This window comes from Streptomyces violaceusniger Tu 4113 (assembly GCF_000147815.2).
In the GTDB taxonomy this organism is placed as follows: Bacteria; Actinomycetota; Actinomycetes; order Streptomycetales; family Streptomycetaceae; genus Streptomyces; species Streptomyces violaceusniger_A.
The window spans coordinates 9,076,931-9,096,915 of the sequence record NC_015957.1 but is presented as its reverse complement, the minus strand read 5'-3'; the positions used below and the strand labels follow the sequence as shown (position 1 = coordinate 9,096,915).

Annotated in this window: 9 protein-coding genes; 4 read left to right on the top strand and 5 right to left on the bottom strand. The window is 71.4% G+C overall.

From position 1 onward, the window contains the following. Nucleotides 1–47 precede the first annotated feature (47 nt). On the top strand, nucleotides 48–11,822 hold the full coding sequence (locus STRVI_RS37525) for a type I polyketide synthase (protein WP_014060783.1): 11,775 nt from the start codon (nucleotides 48–50) through the stop codon (nucleotides 11,820–11,822). 58 nt (nucleotides 11,823–11,880) lie between these two features. On the opposite strand, the gene STRVI_RS37520 is transcribed toward STRVI_RS37525, so the two are convergent. Next, the gene (locus STRVI_RS37520) at nucleotides 11,881–12,096 is read right to left on the bottom strand and encodes a hypothetical protein (protein ID WP_014060782.1); all 216 of its coding nucleotides are present in this window, start codon (nucleotides 12,094–12,096) and stop codon (nucleotides 11,881–11,883) included. Next, nucleotides 12,096–12,407: a hypothetical protein gene (locus STRVI_RS37515; protein ID WP_014060781.1), complete on the bottom strand. Its 312-nt coding sequence runs from the start codon at nucleotides 12,405–12,407 to the stop codon at nucleotides 12,096–12,098. The genes STRVI_RS37520 and STRVI_RS37515 overlap by 1 nt, the downstream gene beginning before the upstream one ends. Before the next feature lie 106 nt (nucleotides 12,408–12,513). Between STRVI_RS37515 and STRVI_RS37510 the strand changes: the two genes are divergently transcribed. From STRVI_RS37510 to STRVI_RS37500, 3 genes are all read left to right on the top strand, one after another. Then, nucleotides 12,514–13,347: a helix-turn-helix domain-containing protein gene (locus STRVI_RS37510; protein WP_014060780.1), complete on the top strand. Its 834-nt coding sequence runs from the start codon at nucleotides 12,514–12,516 to the stop codon at nucleotides 13,345–13,347. After that, entirely contained in the window at nucleotides 13,344–13,553 is a 210-nt protein-coding gene (locus STRVI_RS37505) for a DUF397 domain-containing protein (protein WP_014060779.1), read from the top strand. The genes STRVI_RS37510 and STRVI_RS37505 overlap by 4 nt, the downstream gene beginning before the upstream one ends. A 219-nt stretch (nucleotides 13,554–13,772) precedes the next feature. Further along, nucleotides 13,773–16,352 (top strand): tetratricopeptide repeat protein, encoded by a 2,580-nt coding sequence (locus STRVI_RS37500; RefSeq protein ID WP_014060778.1) that lies wholly within the window; start codon nucleotides 13,773–13,775, stop codon nucleotides 16,350–16,352. A gap of 114 nt (nucleotides 16,353–16,466) precedes the next feature. Here the strand turns inward: STRVI_RS37500 and STRVI_RS37495 are convergent, their stop codons facing one another. From STRVI_RS37495 to STRVI_RS37485, 3 genes are read right to left on the bottom strand one after another with little or no spacing between them, the layout of a single operon-like run. Beyond that, entirely contained in the window at nucleotides 16,467–17,405 is a 939-nt protein-coding gene (locus tag STRVI_RS37495; protein ID WP_014060777.1) for an ACP S-malonyltransferase, read from the bottom strand. Between the two features lie 33 nt (nucleotides 17,406–17,438). Next, nucleotides 17,439–18,869 (bottom strand): ABC transporter permease, encoded by a 1,431-nt coding sequence (locus STRVI_RS55180; RefSeq protein ID WP_014060776.1) that lies wholly within the window; start codon nucleotides 18,867–18,869, stop codon nucleotides 17,439–17,441. Then, nucleotides 18,866–19,879 carry an ABC transporter ATP-binding protein gene (locus STRVI_RS37485; RefSeq protein WP_014060775.1) on the bottom strand — a complete coding sequence of 338 codons (1,014 nt, stop codon included), beginning with the start codon at nucleotides 19,877–19,879 and terminating at the stop codon, nucleotides 18,866–18,868. Before STRVI_RS37485 ends, STRVI_RS55180 begins: the two co-directional genes overlap by 4 nt. Nucleotides 19,880–19,985 lie beyond the last annotated feature (106 nt).

Below are 19,985 nucleotides of genomic sequence, written 5' to 3'. Positions count from 1 at the left end.
CGTGAAGTGACAAGGTCTTCCGGATTCCTCGAGAGGGAAACGCACGTATGAATGAGGAAAAGCTCCGCTACTTTCTCAAGCGGGTGACCGCCGACCTGCATGAGACCCGCCGCCGCCTCCAGGAGGTGGAGTCGGAGGACCAGGAGCCCATCGCGATCGTCGGCATGAGCTGCCGCTACCCGGGCGGCGTCGAGTCGCCCGAGGACCTGTGGCGGCTGGTGTCCGAGGGCGGGGACGGCATTTCCGAGTTCCCCACCGACCGCGGCTGGGACATCGGGCGGCTCTTCGACGACAATCCGGACGGCGCGGGCACGAGCTATGTCCGGGAGGGCGGTTTCCTCCACGACGCCAACTACTTCGACCCGGCGTTCTTCGGCATCAATCCGCGCGAGGCCCTCGCGATGGACCCCCAGCAGCGGCTGCTGCTGGAGACCACCTGGGAGGTGTTCGAGCGGGCGGGCATCGACGCCACCTCCGTACGCGGCACCCGTACCGGTGTCTTCGCGGGCGTCATGTACCACGACTACGCCTCGCGGCTGCGCGCCGTGCCGCCCGGTGTCGAGGGCTATCTCGGCACCGGCGGCTCCAGCAGCATCGCCTCCGGCCGGGTGGCGTACACCTTCGGCCTGGAGGGCCCCGCGCTCACCGTCGACACGGCGTGCTCCTCGTCGCTGGTGACCCTGCATCTGGCCATGCAGGCGCTGCGCAACGGCGAATGCTCACTGGCGCTCGCGGGCGGTGTGACCGTGATGTCGACGCCCGGCACCTTCACCGAGTTCAGCCGCCAGCGCGGGCTGTCCTTCGACGGCCGCTGCAAGTCCTTCGCGGCGTCGGCGGACGGCACCGGCTGGTCCGAGGGCGCGGGCATGCTGCTGGTGGAGCGGCTGTCGGACGCCCGCAGACACGGCCACCGGGTGCTGGCCGTCGTCCGTGGTTCCGCGATCAACCAGGACGGCGCGTCCAACGGCCTGACGGCGCCCAACGGCCCGTCCCAGCAGCGCGTCATCCGCCAGGCGCTCGCCAGCGCCCGGCTGACCGCCGACCAGATCGACGTGGTCGAGGCACACGGCACCGGCACGACACTCGGCGACCCGATCGAGGCGCAGGCGCTGCTGGCCACCTACGGCAAGGAGAAGAGCGAGGAGCGGCCGCTGCTGCTGGGCTCCATCAAGTCCAACGTCGGCCACACCCAGGCCGCCGCCGGTGTCGCCGGGATCATCAAGATGGTCAAGGCCATCGAGCACGGCTATGTGCCGAAGTCGCTGCACATCGACGAGCCGTCGCCGCATATCGACTGGTCGGCCGGGGCCGTCTCGCTGCTGACCGAGGGCCGGCCGTGGCCGGAGACCGACCGTCCGCGGCGCGCCGCCGTGTCCTCGTTCGGCATCAGCGGCACCAACGCCCACCTGATCATCGAGCAGGCGCCGGTGGCAGAGGAGGCGACCGACGGCGAGGAGGCCGACGAGGCCCCCGCGGAGGCCCCCGTCGAGGAGACGGCGGAGCCCCGCGACCTCCCGCTGCTGCCGTGGCTGGTCTCCGCCAAGGGCGAGGACGCCCTGCGCGCCCAGGCCGCCCGGCTCCACAGCTACGTGGCCGAACGCCCCGAGCTGGACCCGGTGTCCCTCGGCCACTCCCTGGCCACCACCCGCGCCGCCCTGGAGAACCGGGCCGCCGTCATCGCCGGTGACCGCGCGACCTTCCTCGACCGCCTCGCCGCGCTCGCCTCCGGTGAGCCCGCCGCCGGGGTGGTCCAGGGCGTGGAGACCCGGGGCAAGCTGGCGTTCCTCTTCACCGGCCAGGGCAGCCAGCGGCTCGGCATGGGGCGCGAGCTGTACGCGACCTACCCGGCGTTCGCCGAGGCGTTCGACGCGGTGTGCGCCGCACTCGACCCGCGCCTCGAACGGCCCCTGAAGGACGTGCTGTTCGGGGACTACGCCGCCGCGCTGGACCGGACCGGCTTCACCCAGCCCGCGCTGTTCGCCATCGAGGTGGCGCTGTTCCGCCTCGTCGAGTCGTGGGGCCTGAAGCCGGACGTGGTCTCCGGACACTCCATCGGCGAGATCGCCGCCGCCCATGTCGCGGGGGTGCTCTCGCTCGACGCCGCCGCACTGCTGGTGGCGGCCCGGGGCCGGCTGATGCAGCGGCTGCCGGGCGGCGGCGCGATGATCGCCGTCCAGGCGTCCGAGGACGAGGTGACGCCGCTGCTGACCGAGCGCGTCTCGATCGCCGCGCTCAACGGCCCGACGTCGGTCGTCATCGCCGGTGACGAGGACGCGGCCGTGGAGATCGCGGAAGGCTTCGAGGCCCAGGGCCGTAAGACCAGGCGGCTCACCGTCAGCCACGCCTTCCACTCGCCGCTGATGGACCCGATGCTGGAGGCGTTCCGCAAGGTCGCCGAGAGCCTGACGTACGAGGCCCCGAAGATCCCGGTGGTCTCCAACCTGACCGGCGGCACAGCGCCCGCCGCGGACATCGCCACCGCCGACTTCTGGGTCCGCCATGTCCGCGAGGCCGTGCGCTTCCTCGACGGCATGCGCGCGATGGAGGCGCAGGGCGTCACCACCTACCTCGAGCTCGGCCCGGACGGGGTGCTGTCCGCGCTCGGCCAGGAGTGCCTGGCGGGCGAATCCGAGCACGTGGCGTTCGCCGCCGCGCTGCGCAAGGACCGCCCCGAGGCCGAGACCCTGACCACCGCCCTGGCCACCCTGCACACCCGGGGCACGGCCCCCGACTGGGAGGCCTACTACGCGGGGACCGGCGCCGAGCGCGTCGAACTGCCCACCTACGCCTTCCAGCGCGAGCACTACTGGCTGGACGCGGGCACCGCCTACGGCGACGTGACCTCGTTCGGCCTCGGCACCGCCGACCACCCGCTGCTCGGCACGGCCGTGTCCCTGGCCGACGCGGAGGGCTTCCTGTTCACCGGGCGGCTTGCGCTGGACACCCACCCGTGGCTGGCCGACCACGCCGTCATGGGCGCGGTGCTGCTGCCCGGCACCGCGTTCGTGGAACTGGCCGTGCGCGCCGGTGAGCAGGCCGGCTGCGACCTGGTCGAGGAACTCACCCTGGAGGCCCCGCTGATCCTGCCCGAACGGGGCGGGGTCCGACTCCAGATCGCCGTGGGCGCCCAGGACGACACCGGCCGCCGCACCCTCGCCCTCCACTCCCGCCCCGACGAGGCCGGAGACGACGAGCCGTGGCTGCGGCACGCCACCGGTGTGCTCGCGGAGAGCGCGCCCGCGGCCCCGACGTTCGACCTGAGCGCCTGGCCGCCCGCGGGCACCGAGCGCATCGAGACTGACGGCCTCTACGACGGCCTGGCCGAGGCGGGCTTCGGCTACGGCCCCGTCTTCCAGGGGCTGCGAGCCGCCTGGCGAGGCGACGGCGAGGTCTACGCCGAGGTCGCCCTCCCCGAGGACGCCGAGCCCGGCGCCGCCGTCTTCGGCCTGCACCCGGCCCTGCTGGACGCCGTCCTGCACACCATCGGGCTCAGCGACCTGACCGAGAACCCGGGCCAGGGCGGACTGCCCTTCTCCTGGACCGGTGTCCGCGTCCACTCGGTGGGCGCGGACAGCGTACGGGTCCGGCTGTCCCCGGCCGGAAACGGCACGGTGTCCCTGCAACTCGCCGACGTCACCGGCGCCCCGGTGGCCGAGGTGGAACGCCTCGCACTGCGCACGGTCTCCCCGGACCAACTGAGCACAGACCGCTCCGACGGCAAGGCGGCAGACGCCTTGTTCCGCGTGGACTGGACGCCGGTCCCGACACCGTCCGGCCCGGTATCCACGGACGGCTGGGTGGCGGTGGGCCCCAATCCCCTGGGCCTTGAGATCTACCCGGACCTGGCCACCCTGACCGAGGCGGCGGGGAAGGCCCCGGAGTACATCGTGGTGTCGCTGGCGAATCAAGCCCGTCCGGCGATTGAGGACACGCCCGAAGGGCGTACGGGCGCGGCACCTGAAGGCCCGGGCGCGGCACACCCAGCCCGTCCGGCGCTTGAGGACCGGGGTCCAGGGGCGGAGCCCATGGTTGCGGGAAGGGGCGGGATAGGGGAAACCCCCACCGAAGCCGCACATCAAGCCACCGCCCAAACCCTCACCACCCTCCAGACCTACCTGGCCGAAGACCGCTTCGCGGACTCCTACCTGGTCGTCCTCATCTCCGGCGCCGACCTGGCCCACGCCGCAGCCCGCGGCCTCATCCGCTCCGCCCAGTCGGAGAACCCGGGCCGAATCCTGCTCGTGGACGTGGACGGCCACGCGGATTCGCTGGACGCACTGCCGACCGCTGTGGCATCCGGCGAACAGGAAGTCGCGGTGCGCAACGGCGAGGTCCGGGCCCCGCGCCTGGCACGGGCCGCCGTGGCGGCGGAGAACCAGGCGCCCGAGTGGAACCCGAATGGCACGGTCCTGATCACGGGCGCCACCGGCACCCTCGGCATGCTGTTCGCCAAGCACATGGTGACCGAGCGCGGCGTACGCCACCTCCTCCTGCTCAGCCGCCGAGGTGACCAGGCGCCGGGCGCACCCGAACTCGCCGCAGAACTCACCGGGTTGGGCGCAGAAGCACACTGGGCCGCCTGCGACGCGGCCGACCGCACCGCCCTCGCGGAGGTCATCGCGTCCATCCCCACCGCCCACCCCCTCACCGCCGTCATCCACACGGCAGGCGTCCTGGACGACGGAGTCATCGCCTCCCTCACCCCCGAGCGCATGGCCACCGTGGCGCGTCCGAAGGTGGACGCGGCGTGGAACCTCCACGAGCTGACCCAGGACGCGGACCTGTCCGCGTTCGTCCTGTTCTCCTCCGCCGCCGGTGTCTTCGGCGGTGCGGGCCAGGGCAACTACGCGGCGGCCAACGCCTTCCTGGACGCCCTCGCCCAGCACCGCACCGCGCAGGGCCTGCCCGCCACCTCCCTCGCGTGGGGCCTGTGGGCCGAGTCCGGCGGCATGGCCGGGGAGCTGGACGAGGCGGAGTTGGACCGGCTGCGGCGCGGTGGCGTCGCCGCCATCACCGCCGACCGGGGCCGCGAGCTGTTCGACCTCGCGGACACCGCCGACGAGGCCCTCCTCGTGCCGATGCCCCTCGACCTGACCGCGCTCCGCGCACAGGCGAGCGCCGGAATGCTGCCGCCCCTCTTCCGCGGTCTGGTCCGCGTCCCGCCCCGCCGCGCGGCCCAGGCCGCCGCCGCGGCGCGGTCCGGCGCGCTCGCCCAGCAGCTCGCCGGGGTGTCCGACGCCGAGGCCGAGGCGATCGTCCTCGGCGTGGTCCGTACGCAGGTGGCGGCCGTGCTCGGCTACGCCGGGCCCGACGCGGTCGAGCCGCAGCGCGCGTTCAGCGAGGTCGGCTTCGACTCGCTCACCGCCGTCGAGCTGCGCAACCGCCTGACCGGGGTCAGTGGCGTCCGGCTCCCCGCGACGCTGATCTTCGACTACCCGACCCCCGCCGCTCTCGCCGCGTATCTGCGGGCCGAGGCACAGGGCAGCCAGGAGGATGCCGCCGCACCCGTCGCCACCGCCACCGCAGGCGACGACGAGCCGATCGCCATCGTGGCGATGAGCTGCCGTTTCCCCGGCGGCGTGACCTCGCCCGAGGGCCTGTGGCGGCTCGTGACGGATGGCGAGGACGCCATCACCGACATGCCCACCGACCGCGGCTGGGACATCGAGTCGCTCTACGACGACGACCCCGACCAGCAGGGCACCAGCTACGCCCGCAACGGCGGATTCCTGCACGACGCCCACCACTTCGACCCCGTCTTCTTCGGGATCTCGCCGCGTGAGGCGCTCGCCATGGACCCGCAGCAGCGGCTGCTGCTGGAGACGTCCTGGGAGGCGTTCGAGCGGGCCGGGATCGACCCGGCGGCGGTGCGCGGCAGCCGGACCGGTGTCTACACCGGCGTCATGTACAACGACTACGGCACCCTGCTGCACCGCGCCCCCGACGGCCTCGAGGGCTATATGGGCACCGCCAGCTCCGGCAGTGTCGCCTCGGGCCGGGTGTCGTACACCTTCGGTCTTGAGGGCCCGGCGGTCACCGTCGACACGGCGTGCTCGTCGTCGCTGGTCACCCTGCACATGGCGGTGCAGGCGCTGCGCAGCGGCGAATGCTCGCTCGCGCTCGCGGGCGGTGTGACCGTGATGGCCACCCCCGGCACCTTCGTGGCCTTCAGCAAGCAGCGCGGCCTCGCGACCGACGGCCGCTGCAAGCCCTTCGCCGCCGCCGCTGACGGTACGGCCTGGGGCGAGGGTGTGGGCATGCTGTTGGTGGAGCGGCTGTCGGACGCCCGCAAGAACGGCCATCCGGTGCTGGCGATCGTCCGTGGCTCGGCCATCAACCAGGACGGCGCCTCCAACGGCCTCACCGCGCCCAACGGCCCGTCCCAGCAGCGCGTCATCCGCCAGGCCCTCGCCAACGCCCGGCTGTCCGCCGCAGAGGTGGACGTCGTCGAAGCACACGGCACCGGTACGACGCTGGGCGACCCGATCGAGGCCCAGGCACTGCTGGCCACCTACGGCCAGGAGCGGACCGAGGACGAGCCGCTCTGGCTCGGCTCGGTGAAGTCCAACTTCGGCCACACCCAGGCCGCGGCCGGTGTCGCCGGAATCATCAAGATGGTCAAGGCCATCGAGCACGGCGTCCTGCCCAGGACCCTGCATGTGGACGAGCCCTCGCCGCACGTGGACTGGACGGCGGGCGCGGTGTCGCTGCTCACCGAGCAGGTGGAGTGGCCGGAGACCGGCCGTCCGCGCCGGGCCGCGGTGTCCTCGTTCGGCATCAGCGGCACCAACGCGCACACCATCATCGAGCAGGCCCCGGCGGAGCGGCCCACGCCCGCCGACGCCCCGCCCGAGCCCGGTGTGCTGCCGTGGATCCTGTCCGGCAGGAGCGAGGCGGCGCTGGGCGCCCAGGCCGAGCGGCTGCTGGCACACCTCGACACGGACCCGGGCCTGCGCCCGGCCGACGTCGGCTACTCCCTGGCCACCACCCGCGCCGTCCACGACCAGCGCGCGGTGCTGCTCGGCACGGACCGCGACGACTTCATCCGCGCTCTGACGGCGCTCGCCCGGGGCGAGGCGGTGGCCGAGCTGGTCCAGGGCACCGGAACGGCCGGCCGGACGGCGTTCGTGTTTCCGGGGCAGGGGTCGCAGTGGACCGGTATGGCGGTGGGGCTGATGGACGCCTCGCCCGTCTTCGCGGCCCGTATCCACGAATGCGCCGCGGCGCTGGCGGAGTTCACCGACTGGTCGTTGGTGGAGGTGCTGCGGGGCGCCGAGGGTGCGCCGTCGCTGGAGCGCGTGGACGTGGTTCAGCCGGTGCTGTTCGCGGTGATGGTTTCGCTCGCGGAGCTGTGGCGTTCGCTGGGGGTTCGGCCGGCGGCTGTGGTCGGCCACTCGCAGGGTGAGATCGCCGCCGCCTGTGTGGCCGGAATCCTGTCGCTTCAGGATGCGGCGCGTGTGGTGGCGTTGCGGAGTCAGGCGATTGGCCGGGTGCTGGCGGGTGAGGGCGGCATGGTGTCGGTGGCGCTGCCGGTGGCGGATGTACGGGAGCGGATCGCGGCGTGGGGCGAGGAGCGCATCTCCGTCGCGGCCGTCAACGGTCCCTCCTCGGCGGTGGTTTCGGGTGAGCCGGAGGCGCTGGACGAGCTGTTGGCCTCCTGTGAGGCCGATGAGGTGCGGGCGCGCCGGGTGCCGGTGGATTACGCCTCGCACTCCGCGCAGGTCGAGTTGCTCCGTGAGGAGCTGCTGGAGTTGCTGGCTCCCGTGGAGCCCAGGACGGCCGAGGTGCCGTTCTTGTCGACGGTGACGGGGGAGTGGGTCGAGGGTCCGGAGCTGGACGCGGAGTACTGGTTCACCAACCTCCGCCGTACCGTCGAATTGGAGGGTGCGGTCCGCCGTCTGCTGGACGAGGGCTTCGGTGCCTTCATCGAGTCCAGCGCCCACCCCGTGCTCACGATGGGTGTGCAGGAGACCGCCGAGAGCGCGGGCCGTGAGGCTGCCGCGATCGGTTCGCTGCGCCGTGACGAGGGCGGTGTGGACCGCTTCTGGGCCTCTCTTGGCGAGGCATGGACACGTGGCGTCGGCGTGGACTGGGAGGCGGTGTTCGACGGTACGGGCGCGGAGCGCGTCGAGCTGCCCACGTACGCCTTCCAGCACGAGCGCTACTGGATCGAGGTCCCGCTCGCGGTGGGCGATGTCGCCTCCGCCGGGCTTGGCGCCGCCGGGCATCCGCTGCTGGGCGCCGCCGTCGAACTGCCCGACTCCGACGGCTTCCTGCTCACCGGGCGGCTCTCCCTCCAGACCCACCCCTGGCTCGCCGACCACGCCGTGTCCGGCACCGCGCTGCTGCCGGGGACGGCCTTCGTGGAACTGGCGATCCGCGCCGGTGACCAGGTCGGCTGCGATCTGCTGGAGGAGCTGACCCTCGAAGCGCCGCTGATCCTGCCCGGCCGGGGCGGGATCCAGCTCCGGCTGACCGTCGGCGCGCCCGACGCGAGCGGCCGCCGGACGCTGGAGGTCTACTCCCGCCCGGAGCCGGACGCGGACCGGGGCGACGCCTCGGACCAGCCCTGGATCCGTCACGCCGGCGGTGTCCTGGCCTCCGGTGACGCCACGGACGGCGGCGCCGACCTGTCCGTATGGCCGCCCGCCGAGGCCGTCGCCCTCGACGTGGACGACCTCTACGAGCGGTTCGCGGCGGGCGGCGTAGGCTACGGCCCGGCGTTCCAGGGGCTCAACGCCGCCTGGCGGCGCGGCGATGAGGTCTTCGCCGAGCTGCGCCTGGAGCAGCGGCAGCACGCCGACGCCGCGCTGTTCGGACTGCATCCGGCGCTGCTGGACGCCGCGCTGCACGGGGTCGCGCTCGGCGACTTCCTGGGCGCCGAGGCCGACGGGATCCGGCTGCCGTTCTCCTGGACCGGGGTCACCCTCCACGCGGCGGGCGCCACGGCGCTGCGCGTACGGATCGCCCCGGCCGGGCCGGACACGGTGGCCCTCACCGTCGCGGACGAGAACGGCGGCGCGGTCGCGTCGGTGGACTCCCTGGTGCTGCGGCGTATCGCCCCGGAGCAACTGCGCGCGGCCCAGGTGACCTACCACGACTCGCTGTTCCGGCTGGAGTGGGCGCCGGTCCCGGCGCCTTCGGCGGCGCCCGGGACCCTCCGCTGGGCCCTGGTCGGCCAGGATGCCGCGAACAGCACCGGCCTGGACACGGCGAACAGCACCGGCCTGGACACGGCGAACAGCGCCGGCCTGGACGCGGCGAACAGCGCCGGCCAGGACGCCGCGCAGGGCACGGACGCCCTCGGGCTCGTCGCCGCGCTGGAGTCCGCCGGTGCCGACTGCGCCGTCTTCGCCGACCTGGCCGAACTCGCGGCCGTGGTGGCCTCGGGCAGCCCCCGGCCGGACGTCGTCCTCCTCCCGCACACCGGCCCCGCCGGGGGCGGCGATGTGGCGGAGGGCGCCCGGCTGGCCACGCACGCCGCGCTGGACAGCGCGCTGTCGTGGCTCGCGGAGGAGGGCCTCGCCGGGGCGCGGCTGGCGTTCGTCACCCGGCGCGCGGTCGCCACGTCCCCGGAGGCCGAGGTGCACGACCTGCCGCGGTCGGCCGTATGGGGCCTGATCCGCACCGCCCAGACCGAGAACCCGGACCGTTTCCTGCTGCTCGACCTGGACGGTGAGGAGACCTCGGCCGATCTGCTGACGGCGGCCGTGACCGGCGGGGAGCCGCAGCTCGCCGTCCGCGCGGGCGCCCTGCACGCGCCCCGGCTGGCCCGGGTCGCCACCCAGGAGCAGAACGAGGAGCAGCAGAGCGAGGGCCGGGCGCCGCAGGGGCTCCCGGAATTCGACCCGGACGGCACGGTCCTGATCACCGGCGCCACCGGTGTCCTCGGCGGACAGCTCGCCCGCCATCTGGTGGCCGAGCGCGGGGTGCGGCAGCTGCTGCTCAACAGCCGCCGCGGACAGCGCGCCCCGGGGATGCCCGAGCTGGTCGGCGAACTGACCGCGCTGGGCGCCCGGGTGAGCGTCGCGGCCTGCGATGTGGCCGACCGCGAGGCGCTGTCGATGCTGCTGGCCGAGGTGGATCCGGAGCATCCGCTCACCGCCGTCGTGCACACCGCGGGTGTGCTGGACGACGGGCTGCTGCCCACGCTCACCCCGGACCGGATCGACACGGTCTTCCGGCCGAAGGTGGCCGCGGCGCACAATCTGCACGAGCTGACCCGCGATCTTGACCTCTCCGCGTTCGTACTGTTCTCGTCCGCCGCCGGTACCTTCGGCGCGCCGGGCCAGGCCAACTACGCGGCGGCCAACACCTTCCTGGACGCCCTGGCCGCGCACCGCCGCTCCGCCGGACTGCCCGCGCTCTCGCTGGCCTGGGGCCTGTGGGAGCAGCGCAGTGCGATGACCGGCGGGATGGCGGACGCGGACGTGGCCCGGATGGAGCGCTCCGGGATGGCGCCGCTGTCCTCGCGGGACGGTCTGGAGCTGTTCGACACGGCGTGCACGGTCGGCGGTGAGGCGGTGCTCGTACCGCTGCACCTGGACACCGCGCCGCTGCGCGAGCAGGCCGCCGAGGGTGGGCTGCCCGCCGTGTTCCGCGGGCTGGTCCGGGCTCCGGCCCGGCGGCGTACCGTCGCCGCCGGTGCGGCCGACACGGGCGGCCCCTCGCTGGCGCGGCGGCTGGCCGGGCTGGCCGAGGCGGAGCGCGAGAAGGCCGTGCTGGACCTGGTCCGCGGCCAGGCCGCCGCGGTCCTCGGCTTCCCGGACGCGGAGGCGGTGGGGGCCACGCGTGGCTTCCTGGAGCAGGGTTTCGACTCGCTGACCGCCGTCGAGCTGCGCAACCGGCTGAACGCCGCGAGCGGGCTGCGGCTGGCCCCGACGCTGCTGTTCGACCACCCGACGCCCGAGCTGGTCGGCCGGCAGTTGCTCGCGCAGCTCGCCGGTTCGGTGGCCGCCGAGGGCGGTGCGGTCTCGGACGCGGCGCGCGAGGAGGCGGCGGGCGCGGAGCCGTCGGCCGTGTTCGGCGCGATGATGCGGGAGGCCGGACAGCTCGGCAAGCAGGAGGAGTTCACCCGGCTGCTGATGGACGTCTCGCGGTTCCGGCCCTCGTTCGGACGCGCCACCGAGCTGGACAAGGCGCCCGCGCTGGTGCGGCTGTCGCGCGGGGAGACCGGGCCCGCGCTGGTGTGCTTCTCCTCGATCCTGTCGATCGGCGGCCCGCACCAGTACGCGCGGTTCGCCGCCGGATTCCGCGGCCACCGGGACGTCCTCGCGCTGGGCAACCCCGGCTTCGTCGCCGGGGAGCGGCTCCCGGCCAACCCGGAGGCGGTGATCGAGGCGCAGGCCGAGGCGGTGCTGCGGGAGACCGACGGGGCGCCGTTCGTGCTGCTGGGCCACTCCTCGGGCGGGCTGCTCGCCCATGAGGTGGCCGCGCGGCTGGAGAGCACCGGGGTCTTCCCGGACGCGGTCGTCCTGCTCGACATCTACTCGCACGACCGGGACGCGGCCGTGGCCCTCCAGCCCGGGCTGAGCGCCGGGATGGACGAGCGCAGCGCCGGCCAGGTGCCGGTGGACGACACCCGGCTGCTGGCCATGGGCGCCTACTTCCGGCTGTTCGGCCAGTGGCGGCCCAAGGAGGTCAAGACGCCGACGCTGCTGGTCCGGGCCGGGGAGCGGCTCTTCGACTGGTCCCGCGACGGCGACTGGCGGTCGTACTGGCAGCTCCCGCACACCGCGCTCGATGTGCCGGGGAACCACTTCACCATGATGGAGGAGCACGCCGGGACGACGGCCCGGGCCGTGGCGGACTGGCTGTCCTGACGGACGGTCGGACGGCCTGTTGGCACCCCACAGGGGTGCCAACAGGCCGTCGTCGTGTTCAGAGGAGCCTGAATCGGCCGGGGTTGTTGTGGTCGCGATGGCGGGGGCACTGGCATGGCGGCCACGCTTGTCCCAATGAGTAGGTGTCGCTCTGCTTCCCCTCGAGGACGGTCACCATCGCGCGCCGGGTGGTGACGATGCCGTTGCGCGCCACGGTGTAGACGCGCATCGTCATCTTCGGCCGTTCGTCTCGGTCAGGCTGGTTGTCGGCCATCAGCGGTCCTCCCCTCCCGGTACGGGGGCGAGGAGTTGGAGCAGGCTGCGCAGGCTTCGTTTCACCGCGCCGAGGTGGTAGGCCAGTTCTTCGGGCGTGGCATCGGCCAGGTCGAGGGTTTCGGCTCCCGTGAGGGTCTGTCCGGCGACGATCACCACGGCCTGTTCGAGGCCGTCGCGGGTGGGCTTTCCGGCCGCGACGCACGCGGGGCACAGGCCCGAGCGTGGCTCGGTGGGGGTGTGGGGCCCGAAGTCGCCGGGGGTGGTGCACAGTGCGCACCCTTTCTGGCACGCCGTGGTCTTGCTGGCCACCGGCCACTCCTCTCTGTAGTGATTCCACTACCAAGCGAGTTCAGCGTGGCCTACTGTGGAGAGCCGTTCAACGTGTCAGCACAGGATGGAAGGCTCGGGACGACCTGTGAACAAGAACGAGTTGAACCCGGACGCCTCGCCCGAGGCGGCCTACGGGGCGCGGTTACGGAGCCTGCGGGAGGCTCGTGGCTGGACTCAAGAGGACCTTGCCGCACGTGCGGAATACTCCAGTGTGCATGTATCAGCCGTCGAAAATGGTCGTAAACCTCCAACCCTCCGTTTCTCGCGCAGCGCAGACCGAGCCTTCGGTATCGAGGGTGAGGACACCTTTGAGCGCCAGTTCCGCGAGATCCGCCACGGCAGCCTGCTGGAAGGGTTCCCGGAGTTCGTCGACCATGAGGGGCGCGCAGCGGAGATCCGGCTGTACGAAGTGGGCGTCATCCCCGGTCTGCTCCAGACGCCGGACTACGCGGCGGTGTTGGCGGACAGCACCGTCAAGCGGGGGACCATCGCAACCGAGCAGGCGGAGGAGCGGGTCACGCTCGTCGCGGAGCGGCAGACCGCGCTTGTCCGGACGCCCCCGCCGCTGATCTCGGCGGTGCTGGATGAAAGCTGTCTGCGTCGGCCGGTCGGTGAACCCGCCGTCATGAATGCCCAGTTGGAGCGGCTGATCGAGTTCGCCGAGCTGCCGAACACCGTGCTCCAGGTCGCTCCGTTCAGCATGGGGGCTCGCCGTCCGTTCGACCTGCCGGTCACCATCCTCACGATGTCGGACCGGTCGCTCATGTCGTATGCCGAGTCCGCCCAGCGGGGGCATCTGGAACGTGACGGCAGGTTCGTCCTGCCCATGCTGGCGGCCTACCATCAGCTACAGGCCGAAGCGCCTTCTCAGGCTCAGTCTGTAGCCATAATCAGCCAGTTGCGGAAGGGCACTCCATGACGACCGAATCCCCCCGTTGGTTCAAGTCCTCCTACAGCAACAACGGCGGCCAGTGTATAGAGATCGCCGCCAACCTCGTCGCCTCGCGCGGCGTGGTCCCCGTCCGTGACAGCAAGGACCCGCACGGCCCGGCGCTCATGTTCGAGCCGACCGCCTGGTCGTCGTTCGTCTCCGCCGTCAGGCGCGGGGACTTCCCCACCACCTGACCCGGCCGGCAACCAGCCACCGAAGCGATCGGCCCCCGGACCGGGGGCCGATCCCTCTATTGTGTTTACCGTCGGTGAGCAATCGATGTGCCAACGGGGGTGCGAGATGGATCCGATATCGGGGAAAACGCTGCTGGTGGCGCCGGCTGGCGGCGCCGGTGGCGAGCTCGGGCGACAGACGTGGACGGGGCTGAGCCCGTCGCCACAGGGCTGAGCGGCATGGCCGAGGCAGATGCCATCGGGCGGGACGGCGCGAGCGGGGCGGCGTCGAACACAATCAATGGTGGTGTGTTCTTCCACGCCGTGATCCAGGGCCGGGACATCACCGTACAGTTGCCGCCACAGGTCACCCCGGCGCTGTCCGCGCTCCCTCCGGCGTCCGGCACTTTCACCGGTCGTGAGGAGCAGGTGGAGCGATTACTCGAGGGCCTCGCTCCCGGCAGGGAGCAGCGGAAAGCACCGCTGATGGCGGCGGTGGCGGGGATGGCCGGAGTCGGCAAGACCGAACTGGTCGTACAGACAGCCACCCGGGCGTTGAAGGAGCCGGGCTGGTTTCCCGGCGGCGTGCTGTTCGTCGACATGTTCGGCTACGACAGGGAACGCCGACTGCCTCCAGAGCACGCCCTGGACGGTCTGTTACGGGCTCTGGGAATGCCCGGCGAGCACATCCCCGACGGTCTGCAGGACCGCACGCGGCTGTATCGCAGTGTGCTGGCCGCCTTCGCGGAACAGGGACGGCGGATACTGGTCGTCATCGACAACGCCTCCGACGAGGAGCAAGCTCGGCCGCTACTGCCCACCGATGGCACCACCGCCGCTCTGCTCACCTCCCGTCACACTCTGGACGTCGACGCTCGTCTGCACGACCTCGACGTCCTTGACGAGCGATCCTCCATCGAGTTGCTGAACCAAGCCCTGCACAACCGCCTTGGCCCTGGCGACACCCGTGTGCGGGACGAGCCAGAGCACGCGAAAGCCATCGCCCGGCTCTGTGCCGGCCTGCCGCTGGCCCTGCGTATCGCGACCGCCCTACTGGCTGATGCTCCCAAGCGGCCGCTGGCCTCCCTGGCTCTGGCCCTTGATGCGGAGCACCGCCGGCTGGACCGGCTCCGCCGCGAGGAGCGCGCGGTACGCGCTGCCTTCGATCTCTCCCACCAGCACCTCGGCCACCAACAGGCCCGCCTGTTCCGGTTGCTGTCGCTCAACCCTGGCGACGACCTTGCCACCGAGAGCGCTGCCAACCTTGCCGACGACGACCTGTACGAGGTGGAGGGACTCCTGCAAGACCTGGCCCGCGCCCACCTGCTCGAACCTGCACACGTCTGGGGCCGCTGGCGGTTTCACGACCTCGTGCGCCTGTATGCCGACGAGAAGGGCCGCCTCCACGCCGCCAGCGACGAACGTGATGTGGCCCGCTCCCGTCTCTTCGCCTACTACCAGGCCACCGCGGAGGCCGCCGACTCCCATCTGGACACGCGACGCGGCGCCCCCTCGTCCCGTTTCCCCGACCGCGACGGCGCGCTGGCCTGGCTGGACGCCGAACGCCCCAACCTCGTCGCCACCGTCACCGCAGCTCCGCGATTCGGCCTCCAGAAAACCAGCTTCGACCTTGCGGACGCTCTTACCCGGTACCTCCACGACAGCCATGCCTTTGATGACTGGGTGACGGTCACGACGTCGGCCCTGGCCATGTGCCGTGAGTCCGGTGATCGCTGCGGTGAAGCGGTGGCGCTGAACCAGCTCGGTCTTGCCTTTGCCGGGCTGCGGCGGTTCGACGAGGCCGTCGACGCCCACGACAAGGCCGCAATCGTCTATCGCCACCTCGGGGACCGCGACGGTGAAGCGGGGGCGCTGACGAATCTCGGCAGCGCGCTGACCGAGCTGCGGCGGTTCGACGATGCCGTCACCGCGCATACCCGGGCGGTCACCATTTTCCACGAAGCCGGCGACGGCAAGAGGGAAGGGCATGCGCTCAGCAACCTCGGCATCACTCTCAATAAGCTGCAGCGGTTCGAGGATGCGCTCAACGCCTATACCCAGGCGGCCACCATTTTCCGTAAGACGGGCAACCGCCAGGATGCCGCCCATGCGCTGAACAACGCCGGCGGCGTCCTGACCGAGCTGCGGCAGTTCGAAAGCGCCGGCGAATACCATATGGTGGCCGCCACCATCTTTCGCACCTACGGTGACCGCTACGGTGAAGCACTGGCGTTCAACAACCTCGGCCGGGCTCTGGTCGGGCTGCGGCGGTTCGACCAGGCCATCGACGCTCACGCCAAGGCCGCCGCGATCTACGGTGAGGTCGGCGACCGCCACCGTGAAGGCATCGCGCTGAACAACCATGGCCTGGCTCTGGTCGAGGTAGGACGGTTCGGCGAGGCCATCGATGCTCACACCCAGGCCGCCGCCATTTTCCGTGAGACCAGTGACCGCCATGGTGAAAGCCAAGCGCTGAACAATCTCGGTCGGCCTCTGGGCGAGATGGGGCGGTTGAGTGAGGCGCTCGAGGCTCACACCCGGGCCGCGGCCATCTACCGCGAACTCGGCGACCACCACCGTGAAGGATTGGCGTTGCACAACCTCGGCGCCACTCTGTCGAAGGCGGGGCGATTCAAGGAAGCCGTCGACGTCCAGACGAAGGCGCTCGCCATCTTCCGGGAAACCGGCGACCGCCACCGTGAGGGTCTGGCCTTGCACAACCTCAGCAACGCTCTGCTGGCGAGGCGGCGATTCAAGAAGGCCATCGACGCCCGAACGAAGGCGCTCGCCATCTTCCGGGAAACCGGCAACCACCCCTGAGGTGCGGGGGCGAACGGCGCACCTCGGACATCCCGATCACGCCAACGCCCCGTGGACTCGGTTGAGTCACGGGGCGTTGGGCGGAGCATCGCCGCGCTGCGTGTTACGCCGTCATCAGCGCTTACGCGTGGGCCGCGAGCGCTTGCCCGGACCCACCGTCACCACCTCGAAGTTGGACTTGGTGCGGTCCAGCCGGTGGAAGAGGTTGTCCGGCCCGGTGATGTACATCTTCGACACCCCGGCGCCCTTGAGCGTGTCCACCACCTTCGGCCAGTGGATCGGCAGGTCGAAGGTGTCCAGAAGCATCGTGCGCAGCGCGTCGGCCGAGGTCACGATGGTGCCGTCCTGGTCGGTGACCACGGGCAGCTTGGGATCGAGGATGTCGTACTTCGGCAGGATCTCCTCGGCGGCCCGGCGCCGCAGCTCCGCGAACGCGGGCGCGTGCACCGCCGGGACCATGGTGTACATGGAGTAGCCGCCGGCCTGGCTGATCGCCTTCTTGAACCCCTCGAGCTCCTTCTCGCGCAGCGAGACCATGAAGAAGCCGTCGTCGAGATAGCCGGAGTAGTCGTACCACTCACCGCGCTCGCCGAGCTCGGTGAGAATCTCCGTCAGCTTCTCCTGCGGAGTGCGCACGAAGGTGTGGGTGACCGCGTCCTGGTGCTCCTCGGCGAAGTACGCGTGCTCACAGCGGGCCAGCTCAGCGGTGAGCCGCACCACCTCGGGGAACGGCAGCGAACTGCCGTACGCCGCGGCCGCCTTCTGCCCGAAGCTGGGGCCCACGCACAGGTCCGGGACCAGTCCGTGCTCCTGCTCCGCGCGGTCCGCCGAGGCCATCGAGTTCACCAGGAAGGCGATCTGGGTGGCCTCTGAGTAGTCGTCCTCGGAGTCGCGGAGCCGGTCGAAGACCGAGTAGCCCAGCGCCTCGTCGGCCTCGGCGAGCCGCTTGCGGGCGAACGGGTCGAGCGTCAGGAACCTGCCCACCTCGGAGAAGCCGGAGGGCCCCATACCGGGGAACACGATGGCCGTCTTCGTCTGCTCGGATGCCGTCATGGTGTGGTGCCTTACTCTCGATCCTGCCGTCGCTCAGTCCTGCGCCCGGCGGTTGAAGCCCCGGATGCCGATGAAGCCGAAGATCAGGATCGCCGCTCCGATGGCGGAGAAGCAGATCCACAGCGGAATCGACTCCGGTGTCTTGGGTCCTGGGGCCAGCAGCAGTCCGCGCATCGCCTCGGTGACATAGGTCAGCGGGTTGAAGCTGCACAGGATCTGGAACCAGCGGACGGTCTCCAGGCTCCGCCACGGGAACTGCGTGGCCCCGGTGAACATGATCGGGGTGAGCGTCATGGCGAAGACGATGGAGATATGACGCGCGGGCGCCAGGGTGCCCAGGGTGAGGCCGACGCAGCCGCCGACCAGTCCGCCCAGGCTCAGGATGCCCAGCGTCACCGGCATCTTCTCCAGCGGCCAGGAGACGTCGTCCAGCAGTGCCAGACCGATCGGGATCATGATCAGGGAGCCGATCAGACCGCGCATCGCGCCGAAGATCGCCTTCTCCACCGCCACCAGGGAGACCGGGATGGGTGCGAGCAATCGGTCCTCGATCTCCTTGGTCCAGGAGAAGTCGATAGCCAGGGGCAGCGCGGTGTTCTGCAGGGCGACCAGGAAGCTGTTGAGCGCCACCACACCGGGCAGCAGCACCTGCTGGAAGCCGGGCTGGGTGAAGCCGATCTCGCCGAGCACCTTGCCGAAGACGAACAGCATGAAGAACGGTTCCACGATGACCTGGCCCAGGAAGGGGCCCATCTCGCGGCCGGTGACGAAGATGTCCCGCCACAGTATGAAGAAGAACGTCCGCCACCGGTTGGCGCGGCGCCGGTGGCGCCCGCCGCGGGACTTGGAGTCGGGCAGCTCGAGCTCGAGCTCGGCGGGCTCCGGCTCGGGCTCCACGAGCGGCGAACGGGCGTCGGCCGCAGCGATGATGGCGTTCAGCGCCGCCTTCGCGTCCTGCGCGGCCTGGGACGCCGACGGGGCCGGAATGGGCTTGATGACGAGCGTCAGGGTGTCCCCGATGTCGCCGTGGGTGGTGCCCGCGCCCGCCCCGTGGTGCCGGTGCTCCTGCGGCCGGTTCTGCTGCTGCCGGGGGTCGGGCTGCCGGACATCCGGCGCCTTGCCCTCGTGCTTGACCGGCGCGTTCGGGGTGGCCTTCTGCACCTCGGCGCCCGGATGCGGGGCCGACGGCTTGGACCGGACGAGCACGGTCCGGGTGTCCTCGAAGCCGTCGTCCTCGGGGGACTTGGGCTCGGGGGACTTGGGCTCGGGGTTCCGCGGGTCGGTGGTGCCGTTCCCCTCCGGCCTGGCAGCGGGGGTCCTGGGGTCGGCGGGCCGGTGCTCACCGCCCCTGGCGGCGCCGCCCTGGTGCGTGGGTGCCCCGGCGCCGGCCGCGGGCTTCTCCTCCGCGGCCTTGCCACCCGTGGTCCCGTCCGTCGAGGACGTGGGTCGAGAGGAGGAGCTCATCGCATCTCCTTCCCCGTCAGGTCGACAAAGACGTCTTCCAGGCTCGCCTTGCTCACATTCAGGTCCTTGATTTCGCAACCGGTGTCGGTCAGGGCCTTGATGACCGTGGGCAGAAGTACGGAGGACGACGCGTTGCTGTAGACCTTCATCCGGAAGGTGCCGTCGTCGATCGCCCCGGCCCCGCCCATCTCGTCCTCGGCGCCGAGCACCTCGACCCGCTCGGCGACCCCGAGGCCCTGCACCATGTGGACCACGCCGTTCATCCCGCTGTGCGGCGGGCGCACCGAGACGGTCAGCGCGGTGTTGCTCATCCGGCTGGTCAGTGCCTCGGGGGTGTCCAGGGCGAGCAGCTTGCCGTGGTCGACGATGCCGATCCGGTCACACAGCTTGGAGGCTTCCTCCATGTCGTGGGTGGTGATCACCACCGTGACGCCACGGGTCTTCAGTTCGGCGACCCGGTCGCGTACGAAGATCTGTGACTGCGGGTCGAGGCCGGTGGCCGGCTCGTCCAGGAACAGCACTCGGGGGCGGTGCATCAGCGCCCGCGCGATCATCACGCGCTGTGCCTGACCACCGGAGACCTGGTCCGCCCGGGCCTTGGCGTGGTCGCCGAGGCCGACCCACTCCAGGCTCTCGTCCGCCAGGCGGTTCCGCTCCGAGCGGGGGAGACCGTGGTAGCCGGCGTGGAAGGTCAGGTTCTGACGGATCGTCAGTGACCGGTCCAGGTTGTTGCGCTGCGGCACGATGGCGAAGGACTGCCGGGCCACCGCCGGCCTGCGCACCACATCGACGCCCTGCACGAAGGCACGCCCACCGGTGGGGGCGACACGGGTGGTCAGGATGCCGATGGTGGTGGTCTTGCCCGCTCCGTTGGGTCCGAGGAAGCCGAAGACCTCACCGTGCCTGACGGTGAAGCTGAGATTGTCGACAGCCGGGGTGGGCCGGCCGGGATACTTCTTGACCAAGCCGTCGACAACGACGGCGAAGTCAATAGGACGTGTTGTGTTCATCGCTGTCGTCGCACCGATTTAATTGGCTTGAGGAGAACATTACTTTCCTCTTGTTTAACACGACGGCTTGACTCCTGACCCCTAACTGCCTGCAGATTAGGGGGTG

Excerpts from the sequence above, each read along its gene's own strand:
- STRVI_RS55180 (WP_014060776.1), bottom strand. The coding sequence starts at position 18,869 with ATGAGCTCCTCCTCTCGACCCACGTCCTCGACGGACGGGACCACGGGT.
- STRVI_RS37525 (WP_014060783.1), top strand. The coding sequence starts at position 48 with ATGAATGAGGAAAAGCTCCGCTACTTTCTCAAGCGGGTGACCGCCGAC.
- STRVI_RS37500 (WP_014060778.1), top strand. The coding sequence starts at position 13,773 with ATGGCCGAGGCAGATGCCATCGGGCGGGACGGCGCGAGCGGGGCGGCG.
- STRVI_RS37485 (WP_014060775.1), bottom strand. The coding sequence starts at position 19,879 with ATGAACACAACACGTCCTATTGACTTCGCCGTCGTTGTCGACGGCTTG.
- STRVI_RS37505 (WP_014060779.1), top strand. The coding sequence starts at position 13,344 with ATGACGACCGAATCCCCCCGTTGGTTCAAGTCCTCCTACAGCAACAAC.
- STRVI_RS37520 (WP_014060782.1), bottom strand. The coding sequence starts at position 12,096 with ATGGCCGACAACCAGCCTGACCGAGACGAACGGCCGAAGATGACGATG.
- STRVI_RS37495 (WP_014060777.1), bottom strand. The coding sequence starts at position 17,405 with ATGACGGCATCCGAGCAGACGAAGACGGCCATCGTGTTCCCCGGTATG.